Raw genomic sequence first — 18,660 nt, 5'->3', positions numbered from 1 at the left:
ACCCGGCTGTCATGCCCGGCGGCCATTCCTCGCCCGGACAACGATCCGCAAGAGGAATGGCCCCATGATCTTCACCCCCCTCGGCAGGCTTGCCGGACTGACCTCGGCCCTGGCGATCACGGCGGCGCTGCCGGCGCTGGCCGAAACCAGCTTCAACCGCGTGGCCAGCTTTGCCACGCCGCTGAACATGGCGGCGGGCGAAGACCTGGCCCGCCCGACCAGCGCCGAAATCATCGCCGCCAGCGAGGATGGCATGACGCTGGTCTACACCGACAGCCCGCTGGGCGTGATCGGGCTGATCGACATCACCGACCCGGCCGCACCCAAGCCGCACGGCAACATCGACATGGGCGGCGAGCCGACCACGGCGCAGATCATCGGCGGCAAGGTGTATACCGCCGTCAACACCTCGGAAAGCTTCACCAATCCCTCGGGCAAGCTGGTGACGGTCGATCTGGCGTCGCGCGAAATCGAGGCGGAATGCGATCTGGGCGGGCAGCCCGATTCAGTGGCGCGCGCCAAGGACGGGTCGTTCCTCGCCATCGCCATCGAGAACGAGCGCGACGAGGATGTCAATGACGGCGCGATTCCGCAACTGCCCTCGGGCTATGTGGTCAAGGTTCCGGTCGCGGATGGCGTGGCCGATTGCGCTGGGCTACTGAAGATCGAGGTCACCGGCCTTGCCGAAATCGCCCCCGAGGATGCCGAACCCGAATTCGTGGCGATCAACGACGCGGGCGAGATTGCCGTGACCCTGCAGGAAAACAACCACATCGTCATCATCGGGGCCGATGGCACGGTGTCCGGGCATTTCAGCGCCGGGTCGGTGGATCTGGCGGGCATCGACACCGCCCGCGACGGGCGGATGGCCTTCGACCAGAACCAGCAGGCGCGCCTGCGCGAGCCGGACGGGATGAAATGGCTGGGCAACGACCATATTGCGGTCGCCAACGAGGGCGACTGGAAAGGCGGGTCGCGCGGCTGGACGATCTTCGCGCGCGACGGGTCGGTGGTCTATGAGGACGCGGGAAAGCTGGAGCGGGCGATTGCCGAGATCGGGCATTACCCCGAGCACCGCTCGCATTCCAAGGGCGTGGAGCTTGAATCGGTGGAAATCGCCACGTTCGACGGCGTGCCGATGGGGTTCGTTGCCTCGGAACGCGGTTCGGTGGTCGGGGTCTATGACCTGACCGACCCGGCGGCCCCGGTGCTGAAGCAGCTTCTGCCCTCGGGCGTGTCACCCGAAGGCATGGTCGCCATTCCCGAACGCGGCCTGTTCGTGACCGCCAACGAGGTCGATCTGCGCGAGGACGGCCTCGCCCCGGCGCATGTGATGATCTACGCGCTGGGCGAGGGTGCGCCGGCCTATCCGATGATCACCTCGGCCGGGTCCGAAGGGCCGATCGGCTGGGGTGCGCTGTCGGGGCTGGTGGCGGATGCTGCGGTGCCGGGCAAGCTTTATGCCGTGTCCGATAGCGTCTATGGCATGGCGCCGACCATCTATACCATTGATGCCACGCAGAAACCGGCGCGGATCACCGAGGCGCTGCTGGTCAGGCGGTTCGGGCAGGCGGCGCAGAAGCTCGACATCGAAGGCGTGGCGCTGGATGGCAAGGGCGGCTTCTGGCTGGCCTCGGAAGGGCGCAGCGACCGGCTGATCCCGCACGCGATCTACAACGTCAACGCCAAGGGCGAGATCAAGCAGGAAATCGCGTTGCCGACCGACCTGCTGGCACATGAAATCCGGTTCGGGTTCGAGGGCATTACGGTGGCCGGCGACGTGCTGTGGATGGCGATGCAGCGCGAATGGAAGGACGACCCGAAAGGCATGGTCAAGCTGGTGGCCTACAACACCGATACCGAAACCTGGGGTGCCGTGCATTACCCGCTCGATGCGCCGACCGACGGGGCCTGGATGGGGCTTTCGGAAATCACGCTGCACGGCGACTGGGTCTACATCGTCGAGCGCGACAACCAGATTGCCGGGGTTGCGGCGACCAAGAAGATCTACCGCGTCGCGGCCTCGCAGATGGTTCCTGCCGAACTCGGCGGCACGCTGCCGGTGATGACCAAGGAACTGGTGCGCGACCTGCTGCCCGATCTGACGGTGCTGAACGGCTACATCGTCGACAAGGTCGAGGGCTTCGCCATCGACGCGGCAGGCACCGGCTATGTCGTCACCGACAACGACGGGGTTGACGACAGTTCGGGCGAAACGCTGTTCTGGTCGGTCGGCGCGGTGCAATAGGCCGTTCCGCGGCCCGAATCGTCCCCCGGGCGCATCGTCCGGGGGCTTTTCTTTTCCATTCGAGGCGGGGGGGCTTGACCTTGGTCCGGCGTCGTGGCGCATGTTTGCCGACCGAACACATGCAGCAGGGACCGCCGTGACCCCCATCCTTTCCCGCCTTTTCGCCCTTGCGGCGATCCTGTTTCTGGCTGCCTGCAGCGGCCAGCCCATCGTCACCGAAACCCCGGAGGAATATGCCGGGGTGCAGGATGGCGCCTTCTTCATCGAGCCGGTCGACCCGTCCTTCCTGCAAGGCACGCAACCGCGCGCCGAGGTGGACTATCCGGGGCCCGAGGCGCCGGGCACCATCGTGATCGATACCTTCGCGCGCAAGCTTTACCATGTGCAGGACGGCGGTCGGGCCACGCGCTATGCCATCGCGGTCGGGCGCGAGGGTCTGACCATTCGCGGCAGTTCCACTGTCAGCCGCAAGGAACACTGGCCGTCCTGGACGCCGACGCGCAACATGATCCGCACCCAGCCGGAAACCTATGCGCAATATGCGGGCGGCCTGCCGGGCGGGCTGGAAAACCCGCTGGGGGCGAGGGCGCTCTACCTCTATCGCGGCGGCCGCGACACCTATTTCCGCATTCATGGCACGGTTGACAACGCCTCGATCGGGCGGGCGACCTCGGCGGGCTGCATCCGGCTGTTCAACCAGGATGCGATCCACCTGTTCAACCAGGTGGATCTCGGCACGCTGGTCAGGGTGCGAACCGCCCAGGAATCGCTGGAGCTTGAAGGCCCGATGATGGACGACGAACACGGCCGCGCCATCCCCGCCCTGCAGGGGTGAGGCGCGCCCGGAAAACGCTCCGGTGGAGCGTTTTCAGCGCCGAACGCCCGGCCACCCCTGGCCGGGCCGGGAGGGGCGCGCCCGGAAAACGCTCCGTCTGTGTGGCCAGCTGATCCTGATGCCGGACCAGCCGCGACGCTCAACCCGCCAGCCCATTCATCTTGGCAAAAATATCCCCGCCGGAGGCTCCGCCGGCCTGGCCGGGTGCCAATCCGGGGCGGTGCGCGCTCACGCCAGGATGACGTAATCCTTCAGCGTGGTCTCGACCACTTGCCAGGTGCCCGCGAAGCCCGGACGTATCACCCAGCTGTCGCCCGCCTTCAGCGTGACGGCGTTGCCTGCGGTGTCGGTCAGGATCGAGACGCCTTCGTGGATGTGGACATATTCCCATTCGGTGTAGTTCACCCGCCAGCAGCCGGGAGTGGATTGCCACAGGCCGCAGTAAAGGCCGTCGCGGTCTTCGAGGTTCCATGTGGAGTGGACCGGATCGCCCGCCACCAGCAGGTCGGGGGCCGGGCGGGTGATTTCGGCGGGGATGCTGTCGCGGGTCAGGCGGACGAGGTTGGTCATGGCGGGCTCCGGTGGTTTTCGCGGCGATGGGGCATCAGCGCAGGCCGGTGGTCAAGAGGAAGGTGCCACGGGCCCGGCCGCCCCGGCGCCGAAGTTGCACTGGCAGGCGCCTGCCTGCGCCGATATACCCTGCCCTACCTGTCCGCTTGAGGGAGACCTGACCATGAGCGCCTCGACCCCCGTCCGCCCCGTGCTGCCCACCGACATCCTGGCCCGCAAGGGCGGCGAACCGCTGGTCTGCCTGACCGCCTATACCACGCCGGTGGCCCGGCTGGTCGATCCGCATTGCGACATCGCGCTGGTCGGCGACAGCCTTGGCATGGTGCTGCACGGCCTGCCCTCGACCCTTGGGGTGACGATGGAGATGATGATCCTGCACGGCCGCGCCGTGGCGCGCGGGCTGAGCCATGCGATGCTGGTGATCGACATGCCGTTCGGGTCCTACGAGGAAGGCCCGGCGCAGGCGTTCCGCAATGCCGCGCGGCTGATGGCGGAAACCGGGGCGGCGGCCGTCAAGCTTGAAGGCGGGCAGCACATGGCCGAGACCATCGCCTTTCTGGTGGCGCGCGGCGTGCCGGTGATGGCTCATGTCGGGCTGACGCCGCAGGCGGTCAACACGCTGGGCGGCTACAAGGTGCAGGGCCGCGACGCGGACGGAGCGCGGGTGATGGCCGACGCCGAGGCGGTGGCGGCGGCCGGGGCTTTCTCGGTCGTGCTGGAAAAGGTGCCCGAAGGGCTGGCATCGCGGATCACGCAGGCCATCGCGATCCCGACCATCGGCATTGGTGCCGGGCTGCGCTGCGACGGGCAGATCCTGGTGGTGGACGACATGCTGGGCCTGTTCACCGACTTCCGCCCGAAGTTCGTGAAACGCTACGCCGAACTGGGCAAGGGCGCATCCGACGCGATTGCCGACTATGCCGCCGAGGTGCGCGGCCGCCGCTTTCCCGCGCCGGAACACAGCTTCCCCGATGTGCTGCCGAAGGGCGGCAAGGCGTGACGCCGATCCTGCGGCAGGTTTCCGAGCTGCGCGCGCTGGTGGCGCGGTGGAAGGCTGCGGGCGATCTGGTGGGCGTGGTGCCGACCATGGGCGCGCTGCATGACGGGCACCTGAGCCTGGTGCGGGCCGCGAAGGCCGGGGTGGCGGCGGGCGGCACCGACCGGGTGATCGTGACGATCTTCGTCAACCCGATGCAGTTCAACAACCCGGCCGATCTGGCGAAATACCCGCGCACCGAGGCCGAGGATGCCGCCCTTCTGGCAAGCGCCGGGGTCGACGCGATCTTCGCGCCGCCGCTGGGCGAGGTTTACCCCGACGGCTTTGCCACCACGGTCTCGGTGGCCGGGGTCAGCGCCGATCTGGAAGGGGCGCACCGGCCGGGGCATTTCGACGGGGTGGCGACGGTGGTGGCCAAGCTGTTCGGCATGACCCAGGCCGACCGCGCCTTCTTTGGCGAGAAGGACTGGCAGCAGTTGCAGGTGGTGCGCGGGCTCGTGCGCGACCTGAACATGGCGACCGTGATCGTTGGCTGCGAGACGGTGCGCGAGGCCGACGGGCTGGCGATGTCGTCGCGCAACGCCCGGCTTTCGCCCGACGCGCGGGCGGTGGCGGCGGCCCTGCCTGCCGCGATGGCCCGGGCGGCGGCGGCACTGCGCGACGGGGTGGCGGTGGAAGTGGCGCTGACCGGGGCGGTGGGCGAGGTGCTGGAGGCGGGCTTCTCCGAGGTCGATTACATCGAGTTGCGCAGCGCCGATCTGCTGGAACCGATGGCGGTGCTGGACCGCCCCGCGCGGCTGCTGGCGGCGGCCTCGGTCGGCGGCGTGCGGCTGATCGACAACATTCCGGTGTAGCGACCGGCGGCGGGGGCGCGGCCGACGCCGGGGGGCTGTCTGCCCCCCAGACCCCCCGAGGATATTTGGGCAAAGGTGAATGGGGAAAGAAGGTGCGGATTTCCGCGCGTTCAGCTGCGATTCCGTCCGGGCGCGAGCAGGTCGGCCAGCACCAGCGCCATGACCTTGGCGCTGTCGATCATGTCCTGCACGCCGACCCATTCGTCGGGCTGGTGGGCAAGGTGCAAGAGGCCCGGCCCGTAGGCGATGCAATTGTGCAGGCGGCCGATGCGGTCGATGTGCTTCTGGTCGTAGGTGCCGGGCGAGACGACATAATCGGGGGCGCGGTCGAGCACGCGGCCGATCGCCGTGGCGGTGGCGCGCACGATCGGGGCGTTGCGGTCGGTCATTACCGGCTGGACCTGAAAGAGGTCGCGCAGTTCGGCGTGGAAGGTTGGTCGGCTTGCCTGCACGCGGGCGAGCAGGTCGGTGATCTCGGCCTTCACGGCCGTGATGTCCTCCTCGATCAGGTAGCGCCGGTCGAGGATGATGCGGCAGCGGTCGGCGACGCAGGGGGCGGGAAGGCCGGTGTAGCCGGGCTCGGGCTCGGCCTCGCCGCCGTGGATCGAGTTGATGTTCAGCGTCGATTGCCGCGCGCCCTCGGGCACGACCGGCATTGCGGTCTGCCGGGTGGCCAGTGCGGGGTAAAGCCTGTCTTCAATCTCGGCCAGCACCGCGCCCATGTGGCGGATGGCGGAATCGCCCAGAAACGGCATCGAGCCGTGGGCGATGCGGCCGTGGGTTTCAAGTTCCGCCCACCAGACGCCGCGATGGCCCAGGCAGATTCGATCCTTGTGCAGCGGTTCGGGGATGATGACGTGATCGACATGGGAGAAATGCCCCTGCTCTGCGAGGTAGGCCACGCCGCCGAAGCCCCCCGATTCCTCATCCGCCGTGGCCGAGATTTCCAGGCTGCCCGCGAAATCGGGGTGCAGGGCAAGGAACGCCTCGGCGGCGATGATCGAGGCGGCGAGGCCGCCCTTCATGTCGCAGGCACCCCGGCCATAGATGCGGTCGCCTTCGAGCGTGGCCGCGAAGGGGTCGCGCGTCCAGCCGTGGCCGACCTCGACCACATCGTGATGGCTGTTGAAATGCACGCAGTCGCCGGGTGCCGCCCCCTCGCGCCGGGCAATCAGGTTCCAGCGCGGGTGGGCGTCGCTGTCGCCCGGCGCGCCGGTTGCGCGGATCAGCCTCACCGTGAAGCCCGAGGCGGCCAGCCGCTCGGCCAGCAGGTCGCAGATCTCGCGGTAGTGCAGGCCCGGCGGGTTGAGCGTGGGAATCCGGATCAGCGCCTGCGTCAGGGCGATCAGATCCTCGCGGCGGCGGTCGATGGCGTGCAGAAGGGCGCTGTCGGGCATAGGCGCAGTCTGCCGGGGCAACGCCTTGCCCGCAACGGCAAACCGCCGCTTTTCGGATGACGGGGGGGCTGTAAACTGGCATTACTTTCCCAAATTGATTGTCAGACCAGTCCAATGGAGGGCACCATGGCCGATTTCGACGCGCAGATCCGGGAAAGCCAGGATCAGGTTGCCAGGGCACAGGCGAAAATCTCCGACATCACCAGCCGGATTGAGGCGGCGCGCACCAAGATCGGCACCGCCGAAGCGTCGATCGACATCGAGAACGCCACGCTGGAGGATGTGCACCAGCACACCAACCTGATGAACGCCAACATCGCCGAACTGATCATGGGGCTGGATGACGTGACGGCGGGGTTCTCGAAGGACTTCGACGAGATGCGGTCCAAGACCGGGATGGAGAGCTTTGTCGGCATCTTCGCGCGCGGCAAGGCGGAATCGATGCGGCAGGAGCGGCTGCGCACCGCCAGCATCGACGACAAGCTGCAGGATCTGATCGCCAAGTCGGATGTGATCGTGAAGCTGCTGCAGGGCCAGCTTGACCTGCTGAACGAGCAGAAATCCCGGGTCGAGGCCAACCTGACCGCCACGCTGGACGAGCGCGAGGCGACGGTGGGCCAGTTGGAAGGGGTGCGCGCCCAGATTGCGGCGATGGACCCGACCATCATAGATCTGGAAAACCGCATCAGCGTCGAACAGGACGCCGCCGCCCGCACCAAGCTGGAAACCGAACTGGCGGGGTTGAACACCCGCTACAACGCGCTGGTGCAGGACGAGCAGGTGCAGCTTGCGAAAAGCCAGACGCTGGAACGCTATATCGAGAAGGGCAAGACCTGGGTCGACAGCCTGCAGAACCAGGCCGCAACGCAGATGGTGCTGATCAACAAGCTGCAAACCGACACCAGGCAGCGGGTGGTTCTGTATGACGCGCTGACCTCCAGCCTCAAGACCGCGCAGCAGCAGGACGTGGCGCACCGCATCAACGAGATCGGCGTCAAGACCGATCAGGAGGCGCAGGCCGCCATGGCGGGCATTGGTGCTGCCACCAACCAGCGCATGGCCGACATGCTGGAAGCGCACGAGGATCACATGGTCTTTGCCCGCAAGGTGCTGGAACAGAAGGCCAAGGCCGATGAACGCTTCAACCGGCGCTTTGCCGCCATCGTCGAAAAGCACGACAAGAACCAGTATGGGGAATAAGTGGCCGAAGTGGATGCCAGGGCGGCGCTGACGCAGGATCACGCCCAGCTTTACGACACCGCCGTGGCGCGGCGCTACTTTGCCAAGTTCGAGCGGATCACCGGCCATCTGGCCCGCGTCGCGGCCGAGCTTGAGGTCGAAGGGCGGCTGACCCGGCTGGAGGCGCGGCTCTTGGGCGTCTATCTGGCGCAGGTGGCGGCGACCTTCCGCGCGCTGAGCCTGAAATACATGATGACCGGGCGGATCGAGGGGCCGCTGCCGGGGCGGCTGACCTTTGATCGGCACGAAAGCGGCTTTCCTGTTGCGCAGGAACTGATGGTGATGGCCAATGACGCGCAGCAGGCCGAACGGCATCTGGCGGGCATGGCGTCTGAGACGGAACTGAAGGACCGGATGATCCGGCAGATCGTCGGTGACCTGACCATCCCGACCAGGCTGCAATTCGCGCTGTCACAGCGGCTCTATTATCAGGCGTTGCAGGCGGGCGGGTTGTTCTGGGCGCGCAACGACCCCGACCTGCAATGGCTGGGCGAGGAGGGCGGGCGGCGGCGCTACCTGATCCACTGGGCGGTCTATGACAGCCAGATCAACCTGCCGGTGATCTACCTGCTGGAAGTCGAGGATACCGCCCGCACCGCGCTGCCCAAGGACGTGCGGCGCTGGCCCGAGGCGCAGGCGCATCTGATGGCGCAATCGCTGGGCGGGCTGAAGCTTGTGACCATCGCGCAGGGCTTTGACGCCGATTTCACCGACCTGCACCCCAAGCGGCTGCGGCGCATCCACATCGGGCCGATGTATTCGCACAGCTTCACCCTGCAATCGGGGCCCATTTCCGAGGTGCTGGCCAGTGCCGCCGCCCCGGTGGGCGAGGACTGGGCGCTGGTCTGGACGGTGGAAGACCTTGTATCCGAGCGCGCAGAGGCGCAGAAGTTCGGCTGGTTCGGCACGGTCGAACGCCAGATCTTCGCGCTGGACCCTTTCGCGGGGCGCGGCGCGGAGACCGGGGCGACGAAAACCGAACGCATGGTCATATTGCCGGAACGTCCGTTTCAGGTGCTGGCCGAACGGAACCCCGCCGGGTTCCATGATGTGCGCAAATTCGTGGTCGGCAGCGGCGGCCGTGTGATCTCGCAACGCTAAGGACAAGCCATGAACGAACGCTGCACCTACCACCGCACCGAATACAAGGTCACCCGGGCCAACGCCTTCCGCCCCGGCGCGCGCGAGGTGGCCCCGCAGCGCATTGCCGTGCCGTTCTGCGCCCACCCCACGCAAAGCCCCGCGCCGCGCGGCTCTGGCAAGCCGCTGACCTGTGGCGGTCTGGTGCCGAAATGCCTGATTCCGGGCGGCCCTGACGCCATCTGACACAGGGGGGAACGATGACCGGCACACGCGACACGATGGAACTGCGCGAGGCCAGCATCCGCGCGCATTATGACGCCGCGCTGGGGCTGCTGTCGGGCTTCGACCATGCACCCCGGCTGGGCAAGGCGGTGGACAGCGCGGCCCCCGAACGCTCTCCCGGCATCGGGGCGCGGCGCGGCTTCCGCTCCACTACGCCCGGGCTTGTCACCCGCCCCACCACCCGCCCTGGCGGCGTGCGACTGGTCGAGCGGGTCGAGGCGACGGGCGACGGGCTGGTTTCGCCCCTGCAGGCGCAGGTGCTGCACGCCCTGCGCCGGGCGCTGGCAATCGCGCTGGCGATGGGCGAAACCTTTGCGCAAGGCGCGGGGCTGGCCGAGCTGAAGAAGGCCAATCTCGAAAGCCGCCTGCCCGATGCCCGCAAGGCCGAGTTTTCCGAGCTGCTGGCGGCCGAGGCGCTGGTCTGCCTGCATGTGCTGGCAAATGCCACGGCCTTTCTGCTGGCCCCGCATCTGGGCGAAACCACGGTCGAGATCGGCACGGTGGACGAGGTGCTGACCGACAACGCCCCCCTCGCCCTGCAGGGCGTGCTGTGGGAACTGGATCAGGACATCGCGGCCCATGCCGCCGACGAACCCCGTCTGGTGGCGACCGTCGCCGCTTTTGCCGAGGCGCTGATGGCCAAGGTCGCCGCCCGCGCCGAAACCGCACCGCGTCTGGGCGGCTTTGCGGCGGCAAGCTGGCGCGTCGAGGCCGACCAGTTGACGCTCGCCGGGTTCAAGCCCGCCCGCGCCGCCCGGGGCACCCCCCTGACGATGGCCTTCAAGAAACCGACCGAGGTGATCGGCAACCACATCGCCAAGTATCAGTCGATGCGGCTGGCCAAGATGCTGATGGCCTATGATTTCGAGCGCAAGCTGAACCCCTTTGCCGAACTCGGCGGCTTCATCTTCACCTTCATGGGCGACGGCAAGCCCGGCACCGGCAAGACGACGCTGATCCAGATGATGGCCGGCTTGCTGAACGATTACTGCAAGGGCGCGGGCTATCCCTTCCGCTACCAGAACTTCGGCATCGACCAGATCGACAGCTATCAGGGCAAGTCGGGACAGAACGCGAAGGCCTTCATCACCAACGTGCTTGACCCTGCGGTGATCGGCTTCGGCACCATCGACGACATCGACCAGATCGCGGGCAAGCGCGGCGACCGGCAATCCTCGGCCGGCCAGCAAGAGGTGACGGCGGTGTTCATGGAGGCTTTCGCCGGCGCCAACACCGTGGTGCGCGGCAACTGCACCTTCGGCATGTTCTCCAACTTCCCCGAAAACGTCGACGATGCGCTGCGCCAACGGGCGGGGGCGCGGTTTCTCGTCGACGGCCCGATTTCCCGAGAGGATTACATCGACATCCTGGCGCTGCTGCTGGGCCGCAACCACGCGATCCCGCTGGGCGAGCACGAGCTTTACGCCAGTCAGGAGATCAAGCGGGCCGTCGCCGCCAGCTTCGAATCGCACGCCCGCCCGAAAGAAGACGGGTTGCTGCGCGTCTGGGATCAGGTGGCGCGCGAGGTCGGCCCGCTCGACACCATTGCCCGGCTGGGGGCCTACCTGAAAGCGATCCACCTTGCCGACGACCGTTTTACGGGCCGCGCCATCAAGAACATCACCGACGCAGTGAAGGTGCGCGCGATGGATTTCGAACTGCCCGACGATTGGATGGAAAGCCCCGACCTGTTCCTGTTCAAGCCCTATGACGAGAAACTGGCGATGATCCGCGCGCTGGCGCGTCCGATCACCGTCGAGATGGTGGTGCAGGAAATCAACCGCTACGCCGACAGCGAATTCCGCTACGCCGACAAGTCGGACGAGGCGGCGATTGCGGGGATGGTCCGCGACTTCGGGCGGCAGGAAGAGGCGAAGCGGCGGTATCTGGAGGGGAAGGGTTGACGATCAAAGCCATACTTTGGCTCATAATTCTGCTTGGCGCAGTCTACTTCAAACGATTTTATGCCTCAAGCAAACTGGCCATTTCTTGGAAACGTGCGGCTGGGTTCGTCTTAGGTGCGGCAGTTCTGTTTTTGTGCAGCAAACTTGTCTTTCCGTCAGCTCCTGAGTTGGAGATTGGCCCTACCATTTCAGTGCTTGCCGCAATGATAACAATTTTTAACAATGGGCCATACCTTTTCCTGATTTTCCTTTTGGGAAGCATGATGCATAGATTCAAAGGTCAACCATCTCAAGAGGGTTAGCGAAAATGTTTGTCTTGTGGGCCGCCATGCTGCTCCTGTTTTTACTTTCCGGAGTAATGCCATCTCGGAACGAATTGCTTGCCCGCTTTCAGCAAGCGTTCACGCAGATGCTTCTTATAGAACTCTGCCTTTTTTTACTGCTGTGGTTTTTTTCTGCCAGTGGCTACCTTCCGTTTCGTCGAGAGCGAGTTGCGCTATATTGGGTTTACTACAGTGGCCCTCCCTTAACTTTGCTTTTGGTCTTAAGGCTTCGGAAAAGCAAAAAAACGCCAAGTGAGACCCCATGAAACGCCTCATCTCCGCAGGCCTGATGTTTGGCAACCTGATCGAGGTGTCCTCCCCGGCGCTGGTCGAACGCTACAACCGCGCGTTGAAGCACTTGACCGGCAAGACCACCACGCAGACCGATTTCCACATCGACATTTCCGGCTATTCCCCCGAGATCGGCGACGAATTCGGTGATGACCTTTACCTGAACCCCAACGGCTGCAACCGGCAGTTCATCCTGCTGACCACGGCGCAGAAGGCGGCGCCGCTGTTGAACGTCAAGTTCTCGACCTCGCGCGGCATCCTTCGGCAGTTCATCGAAACCAACGAGGCGCAGCTTTTCGCCCTGACGGCGCGCGATGCGGTGGCGGGCGAACTGGCGAATTCGGTCTACGAGGTCTCCACCCCCGCACGGCTGTTCGACATCCGCAAGATCACCATCGAGGCCGACACCATCGGCGCGCATGTCCGCGATGCGCAGAAGCTGGCCGGGCTGATCGACCGCTTCCGCGCCGAGCCCGACGGCTGGCGCGACGACCTGCTGATTGCCGAGATGATCGGTCTGGCGAAAAAGACCGGCGACGTGACGCGGGTGCCGATTGCCCTGCCGGTGATGAGCTTCGAGCAGGCCAATTTCTGGACCAGCCATTTCGGCGGGGTCTACATCTTCCGCGCTGCCCGCTTTCCCGGCGTGATTTCCACCCTGCCGCGCGCCAGCCTTGGCGCGGTGCCGATCTCGCCGGTGATGGATCTGGCGCAGCGCAACCAGATTGCCGACTGGCTGGCGCGCTCCGAACTGGTCGAACCCATCGTGCAGGTGCGCGGCATGGATTCGGCGGCGGTGCTGCGCCAGAAGATGGATTTCATCCTGGTCGATGCCGCCGACGCGCTGAACCTCGATCTGGGGGCGGCGACGCGGGCCGACCTGCGCAAGATCGCGCACCGGCTGGGATCGGCGCTGCCCGAGGAGTTTCTGGGGCTGGCGTCGCTCTTGCGCTGGGTGGAAGGCGGCGGTGACTGGCCGCGCATCACCTCGGAACATCCGGCGTATTTCTACACGCTGCGCTCAAGGCCCCACGCCGACCGCGATCTGGTGAACATGCTGCTGGCCGAGCTTTCGCCGCTGGACGTGCGGCAGATGTTCATCACGCACAAGGAACTGTTCTACGCAAGCTATGCGGCATGGTCCGACCGAAAGCGCGGCTATGTGGCCGATTTTCTCGCGCGGGAATATCAGGTAGACAAGCAGGGAGCCCGCGCCGCCCTGTTCGGGCCCGAGCCGGGCATGGACGAGGCCGACCGCCCCGACCTGAAACCAGCCCCCCGAATGGTGGATCTGGTCGGGCCGTGGGGGGGCGTACGAAAGGCAAAAAGATGATCGGGATCATCCAGTTGGTGGTGTTCGGGTTTCTGGGGCTGACAGTGGTTTACCTGCTGATTTCGGTCTATTCGAGGTCCGTCCGGCGGGAAAAGCTGGAAAATGAGTTCGACGACGGGGGTGTGGAAGGCGACCGGGATGCCTATATCGCCGCAGGCATGAGGGACTATGAACGGGGCCTGCGCAAGCAGCTGATCTGGCTCGTCTACGTCATTCCGACGGTGGTTGTGTGCGTCACCATATATCTGGTGAATTATAAATAGGAGTGCGGCTCATGTGGGTCTACATCAAATGGGGTTTCCGGATCACCCTGCTGCTGATCGTCGGGGGTTTCCTGCACTACACCCTGCCACAGCGCGACGTGATGCGGATCACCAACACCTACAACCGCGTGACCACGGTGGGCGAGAACTGGATGTTCTTTGCCACCCCCGACGCGGGCACCGCCGAATCGTCTTCGACGCGGGATGTCCGTTTCATCGAGACGGTCGGCCCGGACGACAAGGTGATGGTCTATCGCAACGAGGACACCGGCTGGATCTGGCCGCCCTATTTCAAATACGACAGCTCGAACCTTCAGGCCGAAGCGTCGAACCTGCAATCGACCAAGGATGCGCCGGAATGGGTGGCGGTGACGCATTACGGCTGGCGGGTGGCCTGGCTGTCGATCTATCCCAATGCGGTCAAGGTGAAGCCGGTCGAAGGGCCGGATGTGACCTTGGTCAACTGGGTCAGCATCCTCGTTCTGACCTGTCTCGCCATCGCGCTGTTCATGCTGCGGCGGATGTGGATGCAGTTCCGCGAACGCACCATCGACCCCGCGCTTGAGGAAATGGGCGACGCCTTCGATGCGGTCGAAGATCGTGCCGATGCCGCCCGCAAGGGCGCGCGCACCAATGCCGGGCGGTTCCGGGCCTGGCTGCGCAGCTGGGGCGGGCCGACGCGGCGCTGACGCCGCCGATCTGCCACGCCGGGCTTGCCCCGCCGCAGGAGCCTCCGACGGGGATATATGGGCAAAGGTGAATGCGGGGGTCAGCCGCCGCGGATCAACGCGGCGGCACGTTCGGCGATCATCAGGGTGGCGGCGTTGGTGTTGCCGCCGATCAGGCGGGGCATAACGCTGGCATCTATGACGCGCAGGCCCTGAAGGCCATGGACCCGCAGTGCCGGGTCGACCACCGCCATCTCGTCCAGCCCCATCCGGCAGGTGCCGACCGGGTGATAGATGGTGTCGGCGCGGGCCCGGATGTCGGCGTCGAGGGCAGCATCCGACCCGTCGTGGGGGTAAAGGCTGGCGCCGCGCCACGGGGCGAGGGCAGGGGCGGCGAGAACCGCTTCGGTGATCCGGGCGCCGGCCCGCAGCGTTTCAAGGTCGCGCGGGTCGGACAGGAAGCCGGGGTCGATGCGGGGCGGGCTGGCGGGATTGTCGTCCTGCAGGCCGACGGTGCCGCGGCTGTGGGGCCGCAGCGCGCAGACATGGGCCGAGAACCCGTCCGCCAGGTGCAGGCGGCGCATGTGGTCGTCGACGATGCCGATCACGAAATGCAGTTGCAGGTCGGGGCGTGGCTGGCCGGGGTGCGAGGCGAGGAACGCGCCGCCCTCGGCCATCGGCGAGGCGAACAGGCCCGCACCGGTTCTCCGCCAGCGCAGGCCGGCCTTGGCAAGACGGGCGAGGCCGCGGGGGTTGAGGCCGACGACATCACGGCGCAGCGATCGGTGCGACAGGGTGTAGTCGAGGTGATCCTGCAGGTTCTGCCCGACGCCGGGCAGGGCGTGGGCGACGGGGATGCCATGGGCGCGCAACTCGTCCTCGGGGCCGATGCCGGACAGGAGCAGAAGCTGGGGTGAGCCGAAGGCGCCGGCCGACAGGATTACCTCGCGCCGGGCGGTGACGGTGCGGCGGCGGAGGATCAGGCCGGTGGCGCGGCCGTCTTGCAGGATGATCCGCTCGACGCAGGTGCGGGTGAGGACGGTCAGGTTGGGGCGCGACAGAACCGGGTGCAGCCAGGCGGCGGCGGCGGAGCAACGCTCGCCCCGGCGCGGGCCGCTGTGGAACTGGGTGACCTGGTAGAGGCCGGCGCCGGTCTGGTCTGCGCCGTTGAAGTCGGGGTTCACCGGGATCTGCAGGCTTTCGCAGGCCGCGACGAAGGCGCGCGAGATGGCGCGGGGGGCGCTTTGATCGGCGACGTGAAGCGGGCCTGCGGAGCCGTGCAGCGGGTCGGGGCCGCGGGCGTTGTTTTCGGAGTGAATGAACCACGGCAGGACGGACTGCCAGTCCCAACCGGTGGCGCCGAGGTCGGCCCAGCCGTCGTAGTCGGACGGGTGGCCGCGGACGTAGAGCATGGCATTGATGGCGGAACTGCCGCCCAGGGCGCGGCCGCGGGGCTGGAAGCCGCGGCGGTTGTTCAGGCCGGGCTGGGGGGGGGTGTGGAAGGCCCAGTTGTGCAGCTTTGGCCGGCCCGAGACCATCGCGGCGACGAGGGCGGGGGCGCGGATCAAGAGGCTCTGGCCGGGGCCGCCGGATTCGATCAGGCAGACCGAAATGCCGGGGTCTTCCGACAGGCGGGCGGCGAGGACGGAGCCGGCCGAGCCGCCGCCCGCGATGACGTAGTCGAATTCCATGGGAGGGCCCCTTTCGGGGGCAGCTTAGGCGAAGGCCGGGGCGGGGGGCAATCGTGACGTGGCAGCGCGGTTTTCACGCGTGAAAATCGTAGCAAAAGACTGAAATGAAACGGGAAAACTTCCCGTGTTAACGAATTGGAAATGGTTCCCCCGCCATGCCGGGCGGGGGCGTCTGGTCAGGCGCGCAGGGTGCCGCCGGTGGCACGCGCGACCTTGTCGATGATGCGGGCGGAAACGGCCTCGATCTCGGCTTCGGTCAGGGTCTTGTCTTGCGGTTGCAGGCGCACGGTGATCGCCAGCGATTTCTTGCCGGGGCCCATCTGCGCCTCGGCCTTGTCGCCGGTGAACTGGTCGAAGACGCGCACGCTTTCGATCAGCACCTTGTCGGCGCCCTGTGCGGCGTTGACCAGCGTCAGCGCCTCGACCCCGCGATCGACCACGAAGGCGAAATCGCGGTCAACCGCCTGTAGGTCGCGGATCGCCAGCGCCGGGCGCAGCGGGGTCTTGACCTTGGCGGCGGGCACGGCGGCGACCATGATGGTGAAGGCCAGTGCGGGGCCTTTGACATCCAATGCCTGAAGCACGCGGGGGTGCAACTCGCCGAAGGTGGCAAGCGTGTTGGGGCCAAGCCCGATCACGCCGGATCGGCCGGGATGATACCAGCCGGGGACCTTGCGGCTGATCTGCGCCCGGGCGGGGGCGCCAAGGGTCGCCAGCACCGCTTCGGCATCGGCCTTGGCGTCGTAAAGATCGAAGGCGCGGCGCGAGGCGAAGGTGTCGCGCGCGGCGCTGCTGCCGACCAGGAGGCCGGTGGCCTGCACCTGCTGTTCGCCGGGTTCGCCGCCGTGGAACACCGGGCCGACCTCGAACAATGCCAGATCCATGAAGCCGCGCGCCTGATTGCGGGCGGCGGCGCGCAGCAGGCCGGGCAGCAGGTCGGGGCGCAGGTGGGTCATTTCGGAAGAGATCGGGTTTTCGACCCGCACCGCATCGGACCCGCCGCCGAACAGGGTGGCGGCGGTGGCGTCGATGAAGCTGTAGGTGACGCATTCGTTGTAGCCCAGCCCCGCCAGCATCCGGCGGGCTGCGCGTTCGCGGGTTTGCAGCGGCGTCAGGATCGGGCGCGGCACGCCCTGCACGGCGCGGCGCAGCGGCTTGCCTTGCAGTTTGGACAGCGAGGCGACGCGGGCAATCTCTTCCACCAGATCGGCCTCGCCCAGCACGTCGGGGCGCCAGGTCGGCGGGGTCGCCATGTCGCCATCCAGCGTGAAGCCCAGTGCGGTCAGGGTGGCGCGCTGATCGGATTCGGGGATTTCCATCCCGACGAGGCTGCCGACGCGGGCCGGATCGAAGCGGTAGGCGCGCGTGGTTTCGGGCACCGCGCCATCCATCGCCAGATCGGACGCCTGACCGCCGCAGATGTCGAGGATCATCTGCGTTGCAAGGTCGAGCCCGGGCAGGGTGAAGGCCGGATCGACGCCGCGTTCGAAGCGGTAGCGCGCATCGGAGTTGATGCGCAGCGCGCGCCCGGTGGTGGCAATGGTGATCGGGTCCCACCAGGCCGATTCAAGGAAAACCTCGGTGGTTTCGGGCGTGCAGCCCGATGGCTCGCCGCCCATGATGCCGGCCAGCGACTCCGGGCCGTTGTCGTCGGAGATGACCATCATGCCGGGGCGCAGCGTGTAGGTCTTGCCATCCAGCGCGAGCAGGGTTTCGCCCCCCGTCGCGGGGTGGATGCGCAGGGGGCCGTGGACCTTGGCCACGTCGAACACATGCAGGGGCCGGTTCAGGCCGAAGGTGAAGAAGTTGGTGATATCGACCAGCGCCGAGATCGGGCGCAGGCCGACCGCCTTGAGCCGCGCGGCCAGCCAGTCGGGCGAGGGGCCGTTGGTCACGCCGCGGATGGTGCGCCCGGCGAACAGCGGGCAGCCTTTGGCCTTCAGCTCCGGCGCGATGCTGACGGTGACGGGGCTGGGGAAGCCGCCCCTGATTTCGGGGATCGGCAGCGGTTTCAGGGTGCCCACGCCGCGCGCCGCCAGATCGCGGGCAAGGCCGCGCACGCCCAGCGCATCGGGGCGGTTGGGGGTGATCTTGACGTTGATCATCGGGTCGTTGATGCCGCGATAGTCGATGAAGCGCACGCCCAAGGGCGCATCGGCGGGCAGGTCGATGATGCCGTCGTGATTGTCGGACAGCATCAGTTCGCGTTCGGAACAGAGCATCCCGTTCGATTCGACGCCACGGATCACGCCGGGTTTCAGATCGACGCCGGTGCCGGGCACATGGGTGCCCACGGGTGCAAAGACGCCGATCAGGCCGGTGCGGGCGTTGGGGGCGCCGCAGACCACCTGCACCAGTTCCGAAGGCGCCTCGGGGCCGTGGGGCCAGGTTTCGACGCGGCACAGGCGCAGACGGTCGGCATTGGGGTGGGGCTGGGCCTCGACCACCCGGCAGATGCGGAAGGCGCCAAGCGTTGTTTCAGGGTTTTCAACGCCTTCGACCTCGTGGCCAAGGTCGGTCAGGGCAAAGAGGATGTCATCGAGCGGGGCCGAGGTTTCAAGGTGATCGCGCAGCCAGGACAGGGTGAATTTCATCGGCGGGCCCTTGTGGAAAAATCTGGCCCGGGCTTAGCGCAAACGGGCGCAAAGGGAAAGGGTGGCGGTTTCCTGCCGAGAAACAGCC

The 18,660-nt window shown here is 66.7% G+C and carries 16 protein-coding genes; 12 read left to right on the top strand and 4 right to left on the bottom strand.

Annotated elements, in window-relative coordinates; all coding sequences use genetic code 11:
• Positions 1–64: 64 nt before the first annotated feature.
• Both RNZ50_20110 and RNZ50_20105 read left to right on the top strand, forming a co-directional pair.
• Entirely contained in the window at positions 65–2,248 is a 2,184-nt protein-coding gene (locus RNZ50_20110; GenBank protein ID MDT8857298.1) for an esterase-like activity of phytase family protein, read from the top strand.
• A 145-nt stretch (positions 2,249–2,393) separates the two neighbouring features.
• The gene (locus tag RNZ50_20105; GenBank protein MDT8857297.1) at positions 2,394–3,083 is read left to right on the top strand and encodes a L,D-transpeptidase; all 690 of its coding nucleotides are present in this window, start codon (positions 2,394–2,396) and stop codon (positions 3,081–3,083) included.
• 228 nt (positions 3,084–3,311) lie between these two features.
• Here RNZ50_20105 and RNZ50_20100 read toward each other — a convergent pair whose 3' ends face one another.
• Positions 3,312–3,653, bottom strand: a complete 342-nt coding sequence (locus tag RNZ50_20100) for a cupin domain-containing protein (GenBank protein ID MDT8857296.1) — start codon at positions 3,651–3,653, stop codon at positions 3,312–3,314.
• A 163-nt stretch (positions 3,654–3,816) separates the two neighbouring features.
• Between RNZ50_20100 and panB the strand changes: the two genes are divergently transcribed.
• A complete protein-coding gene (gene panB, locus RNZ50_20095) occupies positions 3,817–4,653 on the top strand; it encodes a 3-methyl-2-oxobutanoate hydroxymethyltransferase (GenBank protein ID MDT8857295.1) in 837 nt (278 codons plus the stop codon).
• Positions 4,650–5,504, top strand: a complete 855-nt coding sequence (panC, locus tag RNZ50_20090) for a pantoate--beta-alanine ligase (GenBank protein ID MDT8857294.1) — start codon at positions 4,650–4,652, stop codon at positions 5,502–5,504. The genes panB and panC overlap by 4 nt, the downstream gene beginning before the upstream one ends.
• Before the next feature lie 110 nt (positions 5,505–5,614).
• Here the strand turns inward: panC and RNZ50_20085 are convergent, their stop codons facing one another.
• Entirely contained in the window at positions 5,615–6,901 is a 1,287-nt protein-coding gene (locus RNZ50_20085; protein ID MDT8857293.1) for an acetylornithine deacetylase/succinyl-diaminopimelate desuccinylase family protein, read from the bottom strand.
• 126 nt (positions 6,902–7,027) lie between these two features.
• Here RNZ50_20085 and RNZ50_20080 point away from each other — a divergent pair, with 126 nt between their 5' ends.
• The 8 genes from RNZ50_20080 (at position 7,028) to RNZ50_20045 (ending at position 14,308) form a co-directional block, all read left to right on the top strand.
• Positions 7,028–8,101 (top strand): hypothetical protein, encoded by a 1,074-nt coding sequence (locus tag RNZ50_20080; protein MDT8857292.1) that lies wholly within the window; start codon positions 7,028–7,030, stop codon positions 8,099–8,101.
• Between the two features lie 9 nt (positions 8,102–8,110).
• Positions 8,111–9,241: a hypothetical protein gene (locus tag RNZ50_20075; GenBank protein MDT8857291.1), complete on the top strand. Its 1,131-nt coding sequence runs from the start codon at positions 8,111–8,113 to the stop codon at positions 9,239–9,241.
• 9 nt (positions 9,242–9,250) lie between these two features.
• The gene (locus RNZ50_20070; protein MDT8857290.1) at positions 9,251–9,466 is read left to right on the top strand and encodes a hypothetical protein; all 216 of its coding nucleotides are present in this window, start codon (positions 9,251–9,253) and stop codon (positions 9,464–9,466) included.
• Between the two features lie 14 nt (positions 9,467–9,480).
• Positions 9,481–11,409, top strand: coding sequence for an ATP-binding protein (locus RNZ50_20065; protein MDT8857289.1), 1,929 nt, complete (start codon positions 9,481–9,483; stop codon positions 11,407–11,409).
• A complete protein-coding gene (locus RNZ50_20060) occupies positions 11,406–11,711 on the top strand; it encodes a hypothetical protein (protein ID MDT8857288.1) in 306 nt (101 codons plus the stop codon). The genes RNZ50_20065 and RNZ50_20060 overlap by 4 nt, the downstream gene beginning before the upstream one ends.
• A 283-nt stretch (positions 11,712–11,994) precedes the next feature.
• Positions 11,995–13,356, top strand: coding sequence for a DUF6638 family protein (locus RNZ50_20055; protein MDT8857287.1), 1,362 nt, complete (start codon positions 11,995–11,997; stop codon positions 13,354–13,356).
• Positions 13,353–13,619, top strand: a complete 267-nt coding sequence (locus RNZ50_20050; protein ID MDT8857286.1) for a hypothetical protein — start codon at positions 13,353–13,355, stop codon at positions 13,617–13,619. The genes RNZ50_20055 and RNZ50_20050 overlap by 4 nt, the downstream gene beginning before the upstream one ends.
• 11 nt (positions 13,620–13,630) lie before the next feature.
• Entirely contained in the window at positions 13,631–14,308 is a 678-nt protein-coding gene (locus RNZ50_20045; GenBank protein ID MDT8857285.1) for a DUF1523 family protein, read from the top strand.
• A gap of 80 nt (positions 14,309–14,388) precedes the next feature.
• Here the strand turns inward: RNZ50_20045 and RNZ50_20040 are convergent, their stop codons facing one another.
• Positions 14,389–15,978, bottom strand: a complete 1,590-nt coding sequence (locus tag RNZ50_20040) for a GMC family oxidoreductase N-terminal domain-containing protein (GenBank protein ID MDT8857284.1) — start codon at positions 15,976–15,978, stop codon at positions 14,389–14,391.
• A 176-nt stretch (positions 15,979–16,154) separates the two neighbouring features.
• Complete coding sequence (pheT, locus tag RNZ50_20035) at positions 16,155–18,572, bottom strand: phenylalanine--tRNA ligase subunit beta (protein MDT8857283.1); 2,418 nt, start codon at positions 18,570–18,572, stop codon at positions 16,155–16,157.
• Between the last annotated feature and the right edge of the window lie 88 nt (positions 18,573–18,660).

It is taken from the genome of Paracoccaceae bacterium Fryx2 (genome assembly GCA_032334235.1).
Lineage (GTDB): Bacteria > Pseudomonadota > Alphaproteobacteria > Rhodobacterales > Rhodobacteraceae > JAVSGI01.
Note: the sequence above shows the minus strand (reverse complement) of the source record. Positions and strands in the feature narration are given on the sequence as shown.